The following is a 17,375-nucleotide window of genomic DNA, read 5'->3' on the forward strand; positions in this document are numbered from 1 at the left end:
GAATCGTCACTCGAAGAAGAGGTTCAAGTGTCTCCTGCACCAATGACCCAGCAGTATTCCACGATTTCGCCGTCGCTCGCCGTCGGCACCGACGAACCCGACCGCAACCTGGCGCTGGAACTCGTCCGTGTCACCGAGGCCGCGGCAATTGCCGGTGGCCACTGGGTAGGTTTCGGCGACAAGAACAAGGCAGACGGCGCCGCCGTCGACGCCATGCGTTCGTTCCTTCACACCGTCCACTTCAATGGCGTCGTGGTCATCGGTGAAGGTGAAAAAGACGAAGCCCCCATGTTGTTCAATGGCGAGCAGGTTGGTGACGGCACCGGTCCCGAGTGCGACGTCGCCGTGGACCCCATCGACGGAACCCGCCTGACCGCCCTCGGCATCAACAACGCCCTCGCCGTCCTGGCGGTGGCAGAACGCAGCTCCATGTTCGATCCGTCCGCGGTCTTCTACATGGAAAAGCTGGTCACAGGCCCCGAAGCTGCCGACATGGTGGACCTGCGCCTGCCCGTGAAGCAGAACCTGCACCTGATCGCCAAGGCCAAGGGCGTAAAGGTCAACCAGCTCAACGTCATGATCCTGGACCGCGACCGGCACCGCCCCCTGGTGGAAGAAATCCGCGAAGCCGGTGCACGCACCAAGTTCATCATGGACGGCGACGTCGCAGGTGCCATCGCCGCAGCCCGCTCCGGAACCGGCGTGGACGCACTGATGGGCATCGGCGGAACCCCCGAAGGCATCGTTGCCGCCTGCGCCATCAAGTCCCTCGGCGGTGTTATCCAAGGCCGCCTGTGGCCTACGTCGGACGATGAGAAGCAGAAAGCAATCGACGCCGGACACGACCTCGACCGCGTTCTCTCCACGAACGACCTCGTCACCTCGGACAACTGCTACTTCGCAGCCACCGGCATCACCGACGGCGACCTCCTCCGCGGCGTTCGCTACCAGAAGGACCGCGTGCTGACGCAGTCCATCGTCATGCGCTCGAAGTCCGGAACGGTGCGCTTCGTTGATGCTGAGCACCACGCATCCAAGTGGGAGACCTACGCGCGCAAGCCGTAACCTCCGCACTGACGCGCGCTAAGCGCGAAAAAGCGCCCCATCGCTCTGCGGCTATCTCCTCGTACCTCGTCGATTTGATGCCGCTGACGCGATAGGGCGCTTTTTCGCTGCCCCGATGCGTTTGTGCCGCGGTTCCGCTTGTGCGCGCTTGGTGAAGATCAGCGGAGCTTGTCGCGGAGCTTTCTGGCCAGTTGGTAGGCGCCGTAGCGGAGTTTGTTCACTGGGAGGTCCCATGTTCCCGGGTAGGCTACTTCGCGGCCTCCGAAGGACTTCTTGAAGGATGTGAAGCCTGCCCATTTGTGGTCCGGTTGGTCTTCAGGGGCCACGCCCCAGAGGTCCACGTGCTTCAGGCCCTTCTCCTTGGCATCTGCCATGAGGTTGACCAGGAGCGGAATACCAGCGCTGAGCTTGCGGTGCGTGTCATCCAGTGCGGCATGGGCATAAGTGCGAGTGTCCGAGGAATCGTAGGTGAAAGCGGCGGCGATCGGCTCGCCCTCGAGCTCAGCTATGAACAGCGTTCCGGCGCCGGACGGTAGCAAACACTCAGCCACCTGGGTGAGGTAGTCGTCGCTTTGTGGCTTGAAGCCGTTGCGTGCTGCCGTCAGGTGCAGGAAATGCAGGAGAATTTTGATGTCCGCGGGATCCTGGGATGCCCGGAACGTCACGCCCTTCTTGTGGATGTTGCGATAGAGGTTCCGGTTGGTCGGCTTCATTCCGCCAAGAACATCCTTGAAATCGCCCTCAAGGTCCACGATCCAGCTCAACTCCGGCTGCAGGTTCACGGGCGCTGGCTGGAGGCCACGGGCACGGAGGAGTGCATCGGCCTCGGACGCTGTGAAGCCTGCTGATACAGGTTCCATGCGCACGAAGACAGCACGTTCCTTCTTCGCCAATTCCACCAAGGCCGTCGTCGCGGCGTCGAAGGCATCCACGGACTTTGCCACGGGGCCATAGGGGGCGTAGATGACTTTGCCCGCCGGGTTCTTTTCCTCTATCGCGAGGAAGCTCCATCCGGGACCTGACTGCTCATGGACCCTGCGGCCGAGCGAGCGCTGGACGGCAGCCCAAGCGGGCGACTGCAGAAAGAAGTCCACGCTCACTTACCCAGCCCTGTGGTCACTGCGAAGGCAATACTTGTATCGGTGGCGCCTTGCACGGGATGAACATTTACCGGGTTCTCCACCTCAGGGATGAACGCAGCGCCGCCGCGCTGCAGCGGGAGGTCGCTCTTGGGCGAGTCGAGCACCACGGAACCGGCAACAACCACGACGACGGCGGGACCGGACTGTGCCAGCGGCACCGGTTCGGCACCCGGGCCGAGTTCGATCCGCTGGAGTTGGAACTCCTTGAAAGGCGGGCGGTACAGTTCCTGGCCGAACTCCGTGCCGGTGGCTTCAACGCGGGGCACGCCTATTGATTCAAAACGGATGGTCTTGACGAGTTCGGGGACATCCACATGCTTGGGGGTGAGTCCGCCGCGCAGCACATTGTCCGAGGAAGCCATGACTTCCACGCCTAAGCCGTGAAGGTAGGCATGGACGTTGCCTGCCGGCAGGTACACTGCCTCGCCTGGCTGCAAGGAAAGGTGGTTGAGGAGCAAGGAAATGAGCACACCAGGATCGCCGGGGAATACCTCATTGATTCCCACCATTGCGGCCAGCGCATCTTCGTGGGGCTCTTGCGGTGCGCCTGCACGCAGGACAGCTTCTACCTCGTGAATGGCATCCGAGACGTCGCTGCCGCCCTCAATCAGGCGGGTAAAGGCGGCTTTGAGGGCTTCGGATTCGTTGGGAACGCTGAGGTCGGAAATTACGCCGCCGATAATTGCGGGGACCTCCACTGCAGCGGAATCCAACACTGAGGCAAGGTGCTCAAAAACACTTTTGGCTGCTGCGGGGGATCGGAACCCACACAACGCCCGGAACGGAGTGAGCGCAAAAATCATCTCCGGTTTGTGGTTATCGTCCCGATAGTTGCGTTCGGGGGAATCCGCGGAGATCCCTGCGGCATTCTCTCGGGCGAAGCCTTCGCGAGCTTGCTCCAAGCTCGGGTGAACTTGCAAGGAAAGTGGCTGCTCCGCGGCCAGAATCTTGGTGAGGAACGGAAGCCGGGGCCCGAATTCGGCCAGGCTTTCGGCTCCCAAAAAGTGGGTAGGATTCGAGGCGATCAGGGCATCGAGGGGTTGTGTGACCCCATTCGGATGAATGGCTGTGGACGGGGAATCAGGGTGAGCGCCGATCCACATCTCTGCCTCCGGACCACCTGACGCCGGCCGCCCCAGCAAGCCGGCAATCGCCGTCGTCGAACCCCACGCGTAGGGTCGCAAAACATTCTCAATCTGATACACGAAGGAAAGTCCTTATCGTCGCGCTGAACGTGAGGTGGTGGTGCTGCTGGCGTTACAGCGGGGCGCATTGCCCATTGGTTGCCACGAGATCCCGGATGCCTTGCTCATCTCCCTGGGCCTTGAGGCCGTTGAGCAGTTCTTCCGTGATGGGCGTACCGTCCGGCGTGGTGGTCACCGGCGTGAAATCAGAGGACGACGGCGACGGCTGCTGCCCCGCTGGTATCCCGGCCGGGAAGCTGCCCTGGACAGGGCCCGCGGCAACGACATGAGAGCCCGCGTTGGCGTCGTTGGACACCATGGAATCATCGGCCTTGGGGCTGTCCTGCGCCTTGGGGCTGTCCTGGGACGTCAACAGTTCCTTGACCTTGGAGTGAATCAGATCGAAGTCCGGCACCGTGGAGAACGAGGCATCGAAATCGGGTGGACCGATAGTGAGGCGCTTGACCGGTTGGCTCTTGGACTTCAAGGCAAGGTCCACAAAGCTTCCGAGCTGCGCGGAGGAGATGTTGGATTCCACCACCTTGGTGCCTGCGTTGGCGATGTCCTCGAACTTCGTCAGCAGCGTGCCGGGGTCCAACTGCTTGAGCATGGCCTGCTGTACGCATTGCTGGCGTGCAATACGGGCGTAGTCGTCAACGAATTCACGGGAACGGCCATACCAAAGGGCGTGGAAGCCATCCAAGTGCTGGTCGCCAGCGGGGATCCAGCCATCGGGCATGCCGTGGATCCCGTGGGCCTCGTCCGTGACGGGACCACTGATGGGTACCCAGCCGCCAGCCTTGATGCGGATGCCGCCCATGGCGTCGATGAGCTTGGCAAACCCGTCCATATCCACCAGCACATAAGCCTGCACCGTGATGCCCAAGGTCCCGGACACGGCTTCAAGGGTGGCCTGCGCGCCAGGATCGGCAACCCCCGGATACAGGTCCTTGTGGTTGTTGGTGACCTCGGTGTTGACGGCGTTGATGAGGCATTCATCGCCGCAGTTATAGCCGTCGGGGTAGATCTTCCGCATAGGGGAGCCCTCGCTGAACTGGGCGTTCTGCAGGTTCCTGGGTACGGAAATGATGGCACTTTCACCGGTTTTGGCGTCGACACTGATGACCGAAAGGCTGTCCGGACGCCTGCCCGTCCGGTCATCACCGGCGTCGCCTCCCATCATCAGGAAGTTATAGCGACCATCCACGGGATCGATGGCAGGGCCGGCGTTGAAGATGCTGCCGATCGCGTTGCGGCTGACGTTCAGAACATATGCAAGGTAGCCCAAGGAGCCGCTGGCCAGGACTGTTGTCATGGCAAGGACCACGGCAATGATAGGCCGCATCCCGGGTGCCAGCAGGTTGGGCCGGATGATCCGCAGGGTGTTCAGGAACAGGTAGGCCCAGCCCAAAGCAAGAGCAATGAGGACAACGATAATGAACAGCGATCCCACCGGATGGGTGACGATGCTGAGCAGCATGCTCCGGTTCACCAACGCAATCAACAGCGTCAGCAAGGCCAGCGCCCACACAGTGAGGGTGATGCGCAGGGCAACGCGGCCCAGCTTGCGGTCACCTGCCACGATCTGGGCGCTGCCGGGGATGAAGAGCGTGAGGAGGACCAGCACGAAGGCGCGTTTGGTCCGCACCGGAGCGCTGGCCCCGGCTGGATAGCGGACTGGATCAGTCAGGGCGGCGCCGGACTGATTCGGATTCTTGTGCATGGTGGTCATCCGCTGCCTTCCTAGCGGCTGCTCCGGGCGGAAGCATTGGCAGGGGAAAATACCTCTTCCACCTTGTGGCGCAGGTTTTCGCCCTTCTTGGTGGCGACGTCGTTCAACTCCTGGGCGAATTTGAGCAGGTCTTCGCGAAGGCGGTTGGCGAGATCGTCTGTGCCGGAGGCGAGCATCCGTACAGCCAGGAGTCCTGCGTTGCGGGCCCCTGCGATGGAGACAGTAGCAACCGGAACTCCGGCAGGCATTTGAACGATGGACAACAGCGAGTCCATACCGTCCAATGTCTTCAATGGAACGGGGACGCCGATCACGGGCAGGGGAGTGACCGAAGCCAACATTCCAGGAAGGTGTGCCGCGCCCCCTGCGCCGGCGATGATGACGCGCAGGCCGCGCTCGTGCGCAGTCTGGCCATAGCGGATCATCTCGGTGGGCATGCGGTGGGCCGAGACGACGTCCGCCTCAAAGGGGATGCCGAACTCGGCCAGGGCGTCCGCGGCGGCCTCCATGACGGGCCAGTCCGAGTCGGAGCCCATGACGAGACCTACAATCGGGGCTGTTGATGCTGCTGTCATTCGGTCTCCTCGGGGGTGGTCTGTGCGGGCATCCGGCCGTCACGGATGATGTTGGCTACTGCCGTGGCGCGTTGGCGGACGGAATCTACCTCCGAGGTGGACGTGCCAGCCAGGTTGACATGCCCGATCTTCCGCCCGGGACGCACGGACTTGCCGTAGCAGTGCACCTTCGCCGCCGGTTCATAAGCCAACGCCATGGGGAACGCTTCGAAGAGGTTTTGGTTGTCTCCACCCAAGAAATTCTTCATGACAAATACCGGCGCTACAGCATCCGTGGCGCCCAGCGGCAAGTCCAGCACCGCACGCAGATGCTGTTCGAACTGGCTGGTGATCGATCCATCCTGCGTCCAATGCCCCGTGTTGTGGGGGCGCATTGCGAGTTCGTTGATGAGGAAGCCGGCGCCAACGCCCGGGGTCTCAAAGAGCTCAGCAGCCATGACGCCGGTAACGCCGAGTTCGTTGGCGATCCGTAGTGCAGCCCCCTCGGCAGCCGCGGCAACTTCGAGTGGAATGTTCTGGGCGGGGGCGATAACTTCATCGCACACGCCGTCAACCTGAATGGTGTGAACTACGGGCCATGCACGCGATTCGCCACTGGGCGTTCGGGCTACAAGGGCCGAGAGTTCGCGGCTGAAGTCCACCTTTGCTTCTGCAAGCAGGGGACTCATGGCGTGGAACCAATCCGCAGTACCAGCGGCATCATCGGCGGAGTCAACAATGCGGACGCCCTTGCCGTCGTAGCCGCCACGCGGCGTCTTCAGCACTACGGGCCAGCCGATTTTGTCGCCGAATGCCACCAGCTCTTCTACCGAGTCAACGGCGGCCCACTCCGGGTTGGGCAGCCCAAGGCGATCAATAGCCGCGCGCATCACGAGCTTGTCCTGCGCATTCACCAGGGCATCGGGCCCGGGCTGCACATTCACGCCGGCGTCGATCAGGGCACGCAGATGTTCCGTGGGAACGTGTTCGTGATCGAATGTCAGGACGTCCACGCCCTTGGAGAACTCAAGGAGAGCGTCCAGGTCCTTGTAGTCGCCAACGGGGGCGTTGGCCACGGCGGGGACAGCCGAAACGTCCTCGCCCTCAGCCAAAACGCGTAGTTCGAAGCCTAAAGCGGTAGCAGGCGGGGCCATCATGCGTGCGAGCTGGCCGCCGCCAACAACACCAATTACTGGAAAAGTCACAAGGTTCAGCCTACCGAACCAGCGGCCGGAACACTGATTCAGCCGCTGTAACGTCACCAAGTAGATGTTGTTCTTCCGTTGGTTCAGCCATGGGTTGTTCCGGTTTCGCAGGGGCGCAGGCCCTTGTATCGGCCTTCTCACAGGGGACTCAAAGGGAACGGTTGGAAATGGGCGCTAAAATGGATGTGGCCCATCGGCCCACTTTTCAACGGCCATGGAGGGTCATGATCACCACACTTGCAGATCGCATCCGCGGACTTGCCTCGCTTTTTTGGCGCGAGGTAGCAAAGTTCGGCGCCGTAGGCGGTGTTGCTTTTGTCATTGACTCGGCAGTTTACATCTGGCTGTTTTCGGGTCCGATGCACGGAAGCGAAGTCTGGGCGAAGGCCATTGCGACGATCGTTGCAAGCGTGTTCTCCTGGGTAGCCAACCGCTTCTGGACCTTCCGCCACCGCAAACAGGCGAACGTGGTCCGTGAAGCCGTTCTGTTCGCCGTCATGAACTTCGTCGGGCTGCTGATTGCCTCCGGTTGTGTGTGGTTCGCCAAGTACGTGCTGGACTTGAATGACAAGCCGTCGCTGTTTATCGCAGGAAGCGTCGTCGGACTCGTCCTGGGCACCATTTTCCGGTTCTTCGCATACCGCTTTTGGGTCTTCAACGAAGAGTTGGATGCCGAGCCGGCTTACTCCCACGACCACGAGATCCTGGAGCTCCATCACAAGGAGAAGTCAGCTGCGGAGGCGGCCAGCGCGGGACCCGCAACCGGCGAATTGCCCTCCATCAAGAACTGATCTCAGGATCGGCTGACGCGCTCATTCTCAAGCAGGTGCCCGGTCACTTCCAGGTCCGGATGCACCAGCACCACTGAGCCATCTTCTTTCCACGCGCCCAATGCCGCTGCCAGGCCCGGCTCCAAGCCGTCGGCCGCCCGAACCAATAGCCGGACGCCGGGTTCCTGGGGTGCAGCGAATCCGTCCAGAAGGCTGTCATGGGTGTGGCCCGCGCTGCCGCGGACGGCCGGAAGGCCGGCTTCCGGTTCGTTGTGGGCCATGAAGACGTCGCCGTGGGACCGGACTTCCGCAGCATAATCCACGACGCCGGCTGGCAACTCGCCGGGCCAGCGCATCGCAAGTGCCGCGAGCGGTACGGCGACGACCGCCTCAAAGCCGGCTCCGGCGCCGTCGTCGGGAGTATCTGTTACCAGCAGGTCCGCGGCGGTGCCATCGAGGACCACCTCCATGCCCAACTGCCAGGAGGCCAGTGCCCACACAAAGGATTTCCAGTGTGCCGGGAGGTCCAGCCTGATAGCCTTGCCCGGCTCGGCGTCCAGTTCGTCCTGCAGCAGGTTGCTCGTTTTGGCGACCCAGTTGTCCAAGACCCTCCCGGAGAGCTCCACGCGCTCGGAATCAGGGCCGTACCAGGTCAGTCTCGGGGACGTGGAATGGCCGGATCGCAGGGTGGTCATCAGGTTCGCTGCCGGGATGCTCATGGATCAATCCTGCCACGGTGGGGGCGTCGGGCCGCAGGGGAATGTGAAATGCAACACACCTCCGTTAAGTCCAGTCGTTGGACATCCGGGGCTCGTCATTGGAATTCCGCGGAATGTCAGGATTTGTTCATGCAAAGTGATGAGGGGCTTTCGTTTTGGCCCTAGCCAGCTGCGCCACGGCGGAAAACGTTGGGCGTGGCGCATCCCACGTTTCTACAGATTCTTGATTATTATCTCGGCGCGGCTTGACTGGTGGGTAGTTACACGCGTGTAATTAGTAATCAACGCCGCTGCACAGATTTCCGGAACACCGCCGGGAATCGGAAATACATCCAAGCAGCAGCTGCAAAATCAGGAGGGACGCCATGGGGCAAGCGTTGCGTATCCAGGAAGATGCAGTCGTCGCAGAACATGCGTCGGTGAAATACCGTTCGCGGGAAGTGCCAGGGGACTGGTACGTGGACCCAGCGGATCCGGAAGCGGCAGACCGATACAACCAGAACGTGCAGCAGTCGTTGGAGGATCAAGCAACTGCCCTCCTCGCTGCGCACGAAGCGTTGATCGGGGACCTGCCTGCCGGGCCGGACGAAGACCTGGACGACCCTCCCATGGAGTTGCGTCGTCCTCAGGAAATCCCAGGACAGCCGGTGTGGATCGGACTGCCGAGCCAAGGTGACTTCGATGACGAGGGCGAACTCGGTTGGCAGACTGACGCCCTGTGCGCCCAGACGGATCCGGAAGCATTCTTTCCGGAGAAGGGCGGATCAACGAGGGATGCGAAGAAGGTCTGCGGAGCGTGCAATGTGCGTTCGCAGTGCCTTGAGTACGCCCTCGCAAACGACGAACGATTCGGCATCTGGGGCGGGCTCTCTGAGCGCGAACGTCGCCGGCTAAGGAAGCGGGCAGTCTAATTCTTAAGGAAGTACACGTTACCGCCGTCGTGGTTGCCCACGACGGCGGGAGCTATCTCCCCAGGACCTTGGCGGCACTGTCGGACCAGACTCGTTCGGCAGATGCCGCCATTGGCATTGATACAGGATCCACGGACAACTCCCTCGACTTGCTCCGTGCGGCCTTGGGGCAAGCAAATGTCACCAAATTCGTCCAGCCCAAGTCTGGTTTTGGTGCCGCTGTCCAGGCGGGCTTGGACGAGCTTGCTCCCGCAGGTGCTGCCCAGCATGAGGACGTGGCCAAAAACGCAGAAGCGGCCGGTGCTGTCCAAGCCGGTGCAGTCCAATGGATCTGGCTCCTTCATGACGACGCCGCTCCAGCACCCGACGCCTTGGCCGAGCTTCTCCACGCAGTGGAACGGACCACTTCGGTAACAGTTGCCGGCTGCAAACAGCTCGGATGGGACGACGACCGTCACGTGGTGGATGTTGGCCTGTCCACCAGCCGTTGGGCTGAACGGCTCACGCTGATCGACGCCGATGAAGTAGATCAAGGGCAATACGATGCCCGCTCCGACACTTTTGCCGTGAACTCTGGCGGCATGTTGATCCGCAGGGACGTCTGGGACCAGTTGCAGGGTTTTGACCCTGCCTTGCCCGGCAGCGGCGACGACGTCGATTTCTGCTGGCGCAACTGGCTTGCCGGAAACCGTGTAGTGGTGGTGCCTAGCGCGCGCATGTTCCACGTGGAGCACCGCCCGCATGGCCTGGGTACGTCCTCCGCGGCACGCAAAGCACAAATTCACATGCGCCTCAAACACACGCCGTGGTGGAACCTGCCGTTCCAGGCCGTGGGGGCGCTCTTGGGCGCAGTTGTCCGTCTGGTGCTGAGCATTCTGGTCAAGGAACCGGGCTACGGATTCTCCCAGTTCACGGCCACTATTGCCGGCTTGGTGCGGCCCCTCGCTATCGCAAGGGGCCGCCGGATTGCAGCGAGGACCCGCCGTGTACACCGCTCGGTGGTCCGGGGCCTCCAAGCGACGTCGCGCGAGGTCCGTGCCAACAGGCGTTCCCTGCTGGAGGCGATCCGCCCCAGCGAGGAAACTACGGTGGCCTCGGATCTTCTCGCCCCCGAACCCAGCGGCGATGCCTCTGACGATTTCGCCGCCCTGGCCACCAACGAACGCGGGTGGGTTGGCACCGGTGCAGTCGTTGCTGCCCTCATCGCGTTTGCCGTTTCATTCGTTGGGCTTTTCGGCCTCCTTCGCACGGGAATTGTGGCCGGAGGGGGGCTCCTCCCGCTGTCCGAGTCACCTTCCGATATCTGGGCCAACGCCTCCTCGTGGTGGATTTCCCTCGGCGCGGGACTGCCCGGGCACGCCGATCCATTCGCTTACGTATTGTGGCTTCTTTCCTTGTTTGGCGGCGGCGATGGCAACTCGGCAACCGTGTGGTTGCTGATCCTGGCGATGCCACTCTCTGCGATCGGTGCCTGGTTCGCTGCCGGGGCTTTGACTACCCGGCGCCGGTTCCGGATTGTTGCGGCTCTGGCCTGGTCCGGGGCACCCGCACTGCTGGTAGCCATAAACCAGGGCAGGCCGGGAGCCTTGGTGGCCCACGTCCTGATGCCATTGCTGATGCTGGCGCTGATACGCGCGTCGGGTTCGGCGATAGGGCGGGCCCATTCCGTACGGGCACCCTTCACGCGTCGCCCGGCACCGGTGCTCGGAAAACCGGGTATAAACGGCACGCCGTCCTGGACCGCCGCGGCGGCTGCTGGCTTGGCCATGGCTGCAATCACTGCTTCGGCGCCGTCGCTCTTGGGACCAATCACGGTGGTCGTGGTTCTGGTAGCCGTGGTGCTCGGAACGCGCGGAAAGACAATGTGGTGGTCCCTCTTGCCCAGCGCCGCGCTGTTCATTCCCTACGGCATTTCGGTTCTTGACCGCCCCCGTTCGTTGCTTGGCGACCCCGGCCTGCCGCTCAGTTTCGACGCTGCACCACTGTGGCAGCAGTTCCTGGGCCAGCCCCTGGCCTTCGACATCGACGGCGGCCTCACAGGTCTTGGGATGTTCGGGCCTGGCGCTGTGCCTTGGGCTCTGGTGCTTGCTCTGCTGGTCAGCGTCCCCGTACTTCTCCTGGCTGTAGCGGCGCTGTTCCTTCCCGGTAAGCGCACCGCCCTTGCCCGCGTCTTTTGGTTGGCCGCGCTGGCTACCTTGGGCAGCAGTTGGCTGATGGGCCATGTGGCCACCGGTGTCAACAACAATGTGATTGTTGGTCCCTTCACTGGACCGGCCGTTTCAGCGGCGGGCATCCTCCTGCTGGCTGCGGCGTTGCTCGGTGCCGATAAAATCTTCGCCGTTCCCACCAGGACGCCTGATACCGTCCGTTGGAAGTCGCCCCTGCGGCGCATAGCTTCAGGCGTGGCACTTGCTCTCCTCGTCGGTGGACCTTTGGCCGGGATGGCGGCGTGGGCGGGACAAAACGTCCTGCAGCCCCTGTCGGAGGCCCCAGTCGCTGCCGATACCGCTAACGCCCTTCCGTCAGATACGGGTAACAAGCCATCCTTGGGCTCTGCCCGCCAGGTTCGGCCGGTGGACAACGGCACCTTGCCGGCAACCGCCGTCGACCGTGGCCAAGGACCCGAACGTACGCGAACGTTGGTTATCACCAGCGGCGAGCAGGGCGCCTTTACGTCCTCCCTGATGCGTGGTGACGGGACTACGCTGGACAGCTTGTCCACGATCGCGTCGGCCAGGACCATTATTGGCGCACCCGGCAGGGAAGAGATTGCCACCGACGACGCCGCTACCGCATCCCTCCGCAGGGCAGTGGCCACCATTGTGGCCAGCACAGGGGTAGACCCTCGCAACGATTTGGAACAACTCGGTGCCGGTTTTGTGGTGCTCAAGGCCGCTGATGACGCAGCCCAGCTGACCGCCAGCAGGATCGACGCCGTTCCAGGCCTCGTTGCTGTTGGACAAACCGACGCCGGATGGTTGTGGCGCGTAACCCCGCGGAATTCCGCTGCCGCCACTGCTGCAGACACGGCCCATAGGGTTCGCATTCTCAACGCCCAAGGTGAGGCCATCGGCACTCTGCCCTCAGAAGAGGTGTCCGTGGACGCAGCAGTGCCGGCGGGTGATGAGGGCCGCCGGGTGGTCCTGGCCGAACGGTCCGATCCCGGCTGGAGTGCTTGGATGGATGGGCGCCAGCTGAAATCGACCACGTCCGGATGGGCCCAGGCTTTCGAACTTCCGGCCAATGGAGGCCACCTCGAAATCCGGTACACCAACCCTTGGGGTTTTTGGTTTGGGATCCTCCAGGCCGTGGTGTTCGGACTGACAGTGCTTCTGGCCGTTCCGATGCCCGCCCGCCGCTCGCGAACCGGCATGTCGAGGGACGAAGTCTCCCTCCGTAAGGAGTACAGCAGTGTCTGAGGATCCAAAGAAGCAGGTGGACGATAACGGGAAGCGCGGTTCCGCGAAGGATGCACGCAACTCCGCCAAGGATGCTCGTTCCAGCAAGAGCGCCCGCAGCTCCAACAAGGGGATCATCACAGGGGTCTTGTCCGCAGCGGTGATCCTTGCCGCTGGAGGCGGAGCAGTCGCGGCCACCTCGATGGTTCCAGCGCCGTCTGGCGGCTCTGCCGTGGATATCCGGCAAGCCGATGTCCCGGCGGGGCGCTCCCTGGGCGTCTGCCCGGAACCAGCGCGCCTTGTCACGGGAACAGAGGTGGACACCGATGCTGAATTCAGCCCGGTTTCCACCACGGCCACCAGCGCGCTCAACGCACTGGTCCTGAGCAATCCCGCAGGCACCATTCCGGGTAGTAAGGTGACGTCGCTGGCAGGGGACACAGTTGCGGAAATTGCCAAGACCCCCACGAGTACACCATCGCCCAGTTCCGGTCCACCCGTCCTGGCGGCAGCGGCTGCATCTATCAGCCCGGTGACCGCACCTACCGTGGTGGGCGCTGACCCCATCGGAAACGAACAAGCATCCGTGGCCGCGAATCTGAGCTACTCAGCCAAGGACGGTGATCTCCGTGGCCTGGCAGCGGCTCCGTGCCAGAAACCCGGAAACGACGCTTGGCTGCTGGGTTCGGACACTGCGCTTGGCCGGACCGCGGTCCTGAACCTCAGCAATGCATCGGAGACGCCCGCTACCGTCAACCTGGACCTCTTCGGCGCCCAGGGACAGATCCAAGCGCCAGGCGCACGGGGTCTCCTGGTGGCGCCAGGGACAACACGCTCGGTAAATCTTGCCGGCCTTGCCCCCGGCGAATCCCAACTGGCAGTGCACGTACGCAGCTCGGGTGGACCCGTTGCCGGGACCATCCAGCAGAGCGTGCTGCGCGGACTTGTGCCGGGTGGAGTGGAGTTCCTGTCTTCAGGTTCCGGGCCTTCCAACCTCCAGGTGATGGCCGGCGTCGACATCCAGGATGCAGCGGCGATCAAGGCGCTGGGCAGTAAAGCGGGCTTTACCGATGCCGTTCCCGCGCTTCAAATAGCCGTACCTGGGTCCACGGACGCCGTGGTTCAAGTCCGGCTGTACGGCGCCAACGGTGAGCGCCAACTCCCCAACGGGGGAGTAGTAACTGTCAAGGGCGGCACGGTAGCTACGTTGGACCTCGACGGCGTTCCGGCCGGCAGCTACACCGTGAGCGCGAGTTCTGACGTCGCGTTCGTGGCTTCAACCCGGATCGCGCGGGGGGCTAAAGCGGAGGAGCCAACGGATTTCGCTTGGTCGCCGTCCTCGGCCCGCCTGGGCAGCCAGCATGTGGTGGCAGTGCCCCGTGACGGGCAGAGTTTCTTCAGCTTCGGTGTTCCTGAAGGACGCGCAACTGTTAGCTACGCACCGGTGACAGCCGATGGCAAGGTGGGCAAGTCCGTGGATGTGGACATGTCCGGCGGCACAACATCGCTGATCGAGCTTCCAGCTAAATCCGGGCAGGCAGTGGTCGCCGGATACGTGGTTTCAGCATCAGGGGACCCTGCGTATGGGGCACTTATCCTGGGTAGGCAGGATCGCGCCGACGTCTCGGTGCTGGGCATCCAGGATGCTGCTGCCGGGCTCGAAAAAGTTCCCGTGACTGTGGGCTACTAGGCGCTACGGGCTACTAGGGTTTTGGGCCGCGCGTCTACTGGTAACGACGCCGGTACACGGGATCCAGCGTCTCCGGTGGTACTCCGAGCATTTCTGCGGTGTACTCCACCACGATGTCGTGGACCAAGTCCTGGAGCTCTTCCCGTGTTCCGGCAGTCTGTTCGACCACACGGCGGTATACAGCGATCATGGGTGCTTCACCGCGGTTGCCCGGAGTGTAGGAGCCCATGGGGGCTGCCGTACCTTCGGCCACCAATTGCTCCAGGTTCGGCGGGATTTCGTCGACGGCGAAGAGCACGCCATCCAACTGCTTGCCCCACATATCCTGGAGGCGTTCAGCTGAGTCCAGCACCATGTCGTCGAAGCGCTCGGCACGGGTCCGGAAGCCGGGAAGACTGGGGAGCATGAGTTCCCCGCGCAGTCCTCTGCCGTGACGGTTTCTCCGGCGCCGCCGGAAACCACGGACATCCGAGCCGGTGTGTTCCTTTGCCTGATCGCCTTCGGCGTCAGTCCACCGGATTGTGAAGCCAGGAACATGTGGCTGTGACTGCATATATCGACTTTAGTCCCGAGGAACCGCCAACGCGACATCATGGCGAACAGCGCGCCGTGACCGGCGCAGACTGCAGCTTCCGGGCGGCCACGGCCAGCCAATGCACAGGGTAGGGGCCAAAGGGCGCTAATCTGGGATGTTGTGGGTGCTATTCGTCAGTGTTCAAGGTCCGCCTGCCGCCAATCCGCGGTGGCTACTTTGACGTACGTGTATGCCGAGTCCACGGCGGTGCTCGGACCGCTGGCCACGTACGCCGAACCCCATGCGTACGATCTTTGCGCCCAGCATGCAGAATCCCTCACGGTTCCGCGGGGCTGGGAAGTCCTGCGGCTGGCTATGCCAACAACACCTCCGGAGCCTGGCCCGGATGACCTGCTGGCACTTGCCAACGCGGTGCGGGAAGCTGCTTCAGCGGCAACGGACACCCCACCCCGTACCAGTCGGCCGCATGTGGAGCCGCCGGTAGTGGTTGAAGGTACGCGCCGCGGCCACCTGCGGATTCTGCGCGAACCGTCCTAGTCCGTCCTGGCCCTGCGACGTGCGGCCCCGGGGACTCAAATCGTCCGCGGCTCCTTGCGGGATGCTCCTGCGCTGTAGGCTGGAATCTGCAGATAAATCCGCCAGCGGCGCCAAACCCGCGCCATCCAGGGAGCATCATTCATGCCAAAGGTCAGTCCTGAACTGTTGTCCATCCTGCGCTGCCCCGTGACGGGCTCACCGCTGGTCCAGGAGGGTGAGGAGCTTGTTTCAACGGCTGCCGCCGAGAACGGTGAAAAGGTCCGTTACGCGATCGAGGACGGCATTCCCCTGCTTCTGCCCCCGGAACTGCTTGCTGCCTCCAGCGCCGCAAGCTCGGGCCAGCACCACCCCAAAGCCTGACGTACTTCCAGAACTGCAATCCGCACGGTACACCTAAAGGACTTCCATGACTTTCGACTACAAAGTGGCTGACATTTCCCTTGCCGAGGCAGGCCGCCACCAGATCCGTCTCGCTGAGCACGAAATGCCGGGCCTCATGTCACTTCGTGCCGAGTTTGGCCCCTCGCAACCGCTTAAGGGCGCCCGCATCGCCGGTTCGCTGCACATGACGGTCCAGACAGCCGTCCTCATTGAAACCCTCACAGCCTTGGGCGCCGAGGTTCGTTGGGCCTCGTGCAACATTTTCTCCACCCAGGACGAGGCCGCAGCCGCAGTCGTCGTCGGTAAAGGCACCCCGGAAGATCCGCAAGGCGTTCCCGTCTTCGCCTGGAAGGGCGAAACGCTCGAGGAATACTGGTGGACCGCCGAGCAGATCCTTACCTGGCCGGGAGCGGACGCCAACCCGGAGCTGGGGCCGAACATGATTCTGGACGACGGCGGCGATGCCACGCTGCTGCTGCACAAGGGCGTCGATTTCGAAGCTGCAGGTGCCGTTCCCGCAGCCACCGAGGAAGATCCTGAAGAGTATGTCCTCATTCTGGACCTCCTTCGTCGGACCCTTGCCGAGGACCCGCAGAAGTGGACGCGCATCGCCGCCCGCATCCAGGGTGTCACCGAAGAGACCACCACGGGTGTCCACCGCCTTTACCAGCTCGCCGAGCAGGGCAAGCTCCTCTTCCCGGCCATCAACGTCAACGACTCCGTGACCAAGAGCAAGTTCGACAACAAATACGGCATCCGCCACTCGCTGCCGGACGGCATCAACCGTGCAACGGACGTCCTCATGGGCGGCAAGGTTGCCGTGGTTTGTGGCTATGGCGACGTCGGCAAGGGCGCGGCAGAAGCGCTGCGGGGCCAGGGTTCGCGCGTTGTAGTTACCGAGATCGACCCCATTTGTGCCCTGCAAGCCGCCATGGACGGCTACCAAGTGGCCAAGCTGGAATCTGTCCTTGCCCAGGGTGACATCTTCATCACCACCACCGGCAACAAGGACGTCATCATGGCCGAGCACATGCTGGGCATGAAGAACAAGGCGATCGTGGGCAACATCGGCCACTTCGATAACGAGATCGACATCGCAGGGCTTGCCAAGGTTCCCGGCGTCAAAAAGGTGGAAATCAAACCGCAGGTTCACGAGTGGGTCTTCGACGCCGGCTCCGACTCCGAGCGGTCAATCATCGTTCTGTCTGAGGGCAGGCTCCTGAACCTGGGCAACGCAACGGGCCACCCGTCCTTCGTGATGAGCAACTCGTTCACAAACCAGACGATCGCGCAGATTGAACTCTGGACCAAGAAGGACCAGCCGGCCGGCGAACGCGAATACCAGAAGCAGGTTTACGTCCTGCCCAAGATCCTGGACGAAAAGGTGGCACGCCTGCACCTGGATGCGCTTGGCGTGGAGTTGACGGAACTGAGCAAGGATCAGGCGGACTACCTGGACCTGGACGTTGCGGGCCCTTACAAGCCCGAGCACTACCGTTACTAAGCACCGCCGCTAAACCAACTTCAGTTTTGCGGTGGCAGTAACCTCAAA

15 protein-coding genes are annotated in these 17,375 nt (G+C 62.7%); 8 read left to right on the forward strand and 7 right to left on the reverse strand.

Going from position 1 to position 17,375, the window contains the following annotated elements; genetic code table 11:
* Window positions 1-42: 42 nt before the first annotated feature.
* A complete protein-coding gene (glpX, locus tag LDN90_RS06300) occupies window positions 43-1,065 on the forward strand; it encodes a class II fructose-bisphosphatase (RefSeq protein ID WP_223948387.1) in 1,023 nt (340 codons plus the stop codon).
* Between the two features lie 158 nt (window positions 1,066-1,223).
* Here glpX and LDN90_RS06305 read toward each other — a convergent pair whose 3' ends face one another.
* From LDN90_RS06305 to LDN90_RS06325, 5 genes are read right to left on the reverse strand one after another with little or no spacing between them, the layout of a single operon-like run.
* Window positions 1,224-2,159 (reverse strand): peptidoglycan bridge formation glycyltransferase FemA/FemB family protein, encoded by a 936-nt coding sequence (locus tag LDN90_RS06305; RefSeq protein WP_223948388.1) that lies wholly within the window; start codon window positions 2,157-2,159, stop codon window positions 1,224-1,226.
* A 2-nt stretch (window positions 2,160-2,161) separates the two neighbouring features.
* Window positions 2,162-3,412, reverse strand: coding sequence for a mannose-6-phosphate isomerase, class I (manA, locus tag LDN90_RS06310; protein WP_223948389.1), 1,251 nt, complete (start codon window positions 3,410-3,412; stop codon window positions 2,162-2,164).
* Window positions 3,413-3,464: 52 nt separating this feature from the next.
* Window positions 3,465-5,123 (reverse strand): LCP family protein, encoded by a 1,659-nt coding sequence (locus tag LDN90_RS06315; RefSeq protein ID WP_223948390.1) that lies wholly within the window; start codon window positions 5,121-5,123, stop codon window positions 3,465-3,467.
* Between the two features lie 11 nt (window positions 5,124-5,134).
* Window positions 5,135-5,698, reverse strand: coding sequence for a 5-(carboxyamino)imidazole ribonucleotide mutase (gene purE / locus LDN90_RS06320; RefSeq protein WP_223948391.1), 564 nt, complete (start codon window positions 5,696-5,698; stop codon window positions 5,135-5,137).
* Window positions 5,695-6,834, reverse strand: a complete 1,140-nt coding sequence (locus tag LDN90_RS06325; protein WP_263426289.1) for a 5-(carboxyamino)imidazole ribonucleotide synthase — start codon at window positions 6,832-6,834, stop codon at window positions 5,695-5,697. Before LDN90_RS06325 ends, purE begins: the two co-directional genes overlap by 4 nt.
* A 272-nt stretch (window positions 6,835-7,106) precedes the next feature.
* Here LDN90_RS06325 and LDN90_RS06330 point away from each other — a divergent pair, with 272 nt between their 5' ends.
* Window positions 7,107-7,673, forward strand: a complete 567-nt coding sequence (locus tag LDN90_RS06330; RefSeq protein WP_223948393.1) for a GtrA family protein — start codon at window positions 7,107-7,109, stop codon at window positions 7,671-7,673.
* Window positions 7,674-7,675: 2 nt separating this feature from the next.
* Here LDN90_RS06330 and LDN90_RS06335 read toward each other — a convergent pair whose 3' ends face one another.
* Window positions 7,676-8,371, reverse strand: coding sequence for a TIGR03089 family protein (locus LDN90_RS06335; protein ID WP_223948394.1), 696 nt, complete (start codon window positions 8,369-8,371; stop codon window positions 7,676-7,678).
* A gap of 365 nt (window positions 8,372-8,736) precedes the next feature.
* On the opposite strand from LDN90_RS06335, the gene LDN90_RS24180 reads away from it, so the two are divergent.
* Genes LDN90_RS24180 through LDN90_RS06350 form a run of 3 tightly spaced genes read left to right on the forward strand, consistent with a single transcriptional unit; the run spans window position 8,737 to window position 14,370 of the window.
* On the forward strand, window positions 8,737-9,282 hold the full coding sequence (locus LDN90_RS24180; protein ID WP_216924942.1) for a WhiB family transcriptional regulator: 546 nt from the start codon (window positions 8,737-8,739) through the stop codon (window positions 9,280-9,282).
* Window positions 9,282-12,701 (forward strand): glycosyltransferase, encoded by a 3,420-nt coding sequence (locus LDN90_RS06345; protein WP_263426290.1) that lies wholly within the window; start codon window positions 9,282-9,284, stop codon window positions 12,699-12,701. The genes LDN90_RS24180 and LDN90_RS06345 overlap by 1 nt, the downstream gene beginning before the upstream one ends.
* Entirely contained in the window at window positions 12,694-14,370 is a 1,677-nt protein-coding gene (locus tag LDN90_RS06350; RefSeq protein ID WP_223948396.1) for a DUF5719 family protein, read from the forward strand. Before LDN90_RS06345 ends, LDN90_RS06350 begins: the two co-directional genes overlap by 8 nt.
* 34 nt (window positions 14,371-14,404) lie before the next feature.
* On the opposite strand, the gene LDN90_RS06355 is transcribed toward LDN90_RS06350, so the two are convergent.
* Window positions 14,405-14,923 (reverse strand): metallopeptidase family protein, encoded by a 519-nt coding sequence (locus LDN90_RS06355; RefSeq protein ID WP_223948397.1) that lies wholly within the window; start codon window positions 14,921-14,923, stop codon window positions 14,405-14,407.
* 141 nt (window positions 14,924-15,064) lie between these two features.
* On the opposite strand from LDN90_RS06355, the gene LDN90_RS06360 reads away from it, so the two are divergent.
* The 3 genes from LDN90_RS06360 to ahcY all read left to right on the forward strand — a co-directional run bounded on the left by LDN90_RS06360 (window position 15,065) and on the right by ahcY (window position 17,327).
* Window positions 15,065-15,442 carry a DUF3499 domain-containing protein gene (locus LDN90_RS06360; RefSeq protein WP_216924946.1) on the forward strand — a complete coding sequence of 126 codons (378 nt, stop codon included), beginning with the start codon at window positions 15,065-15,067 and terminating at the stop codon, window positions 15,440-15,442.
* 141 nt (window positions 15,443-15,583) lie between these two features.
* Complete coding sequence (locus LDN90_RS06365; RefSeq protein ID WP_216924947.1) at window positions 15,584-15,802, forward strand: Trm112 family protein; 219 nt, start codon at window positions 15,584-15,586, stop codon at window positions 15,800-15,802.
* Window positions 15,803-15,848: 46 nt separating this feature from the next.
* Window positions 15,849-17,327, forward strand: coding sequence for an adenosylhomocysteinase (ahcY, locus tag LDN90_RS06370; RefSeq protein ID WP_223948398.1), 1,479 nt, complete (start codon window positions 15,849-15,851; stop codon window positions 17,325-17,327).
* Window positions 17,328-17,375 lie beyond the last annotated feature (48 nt).

The organism is Arthrobacter sp. NtRootA1 (assembly GCF_019976975.1).
Classification (GTDB): Bacteria; Actinomycetota; Actinomycetes; order Actinomycetales; family Micrococcaceae; genus Arthrobacter; species Arthrobacter aromaticivorans.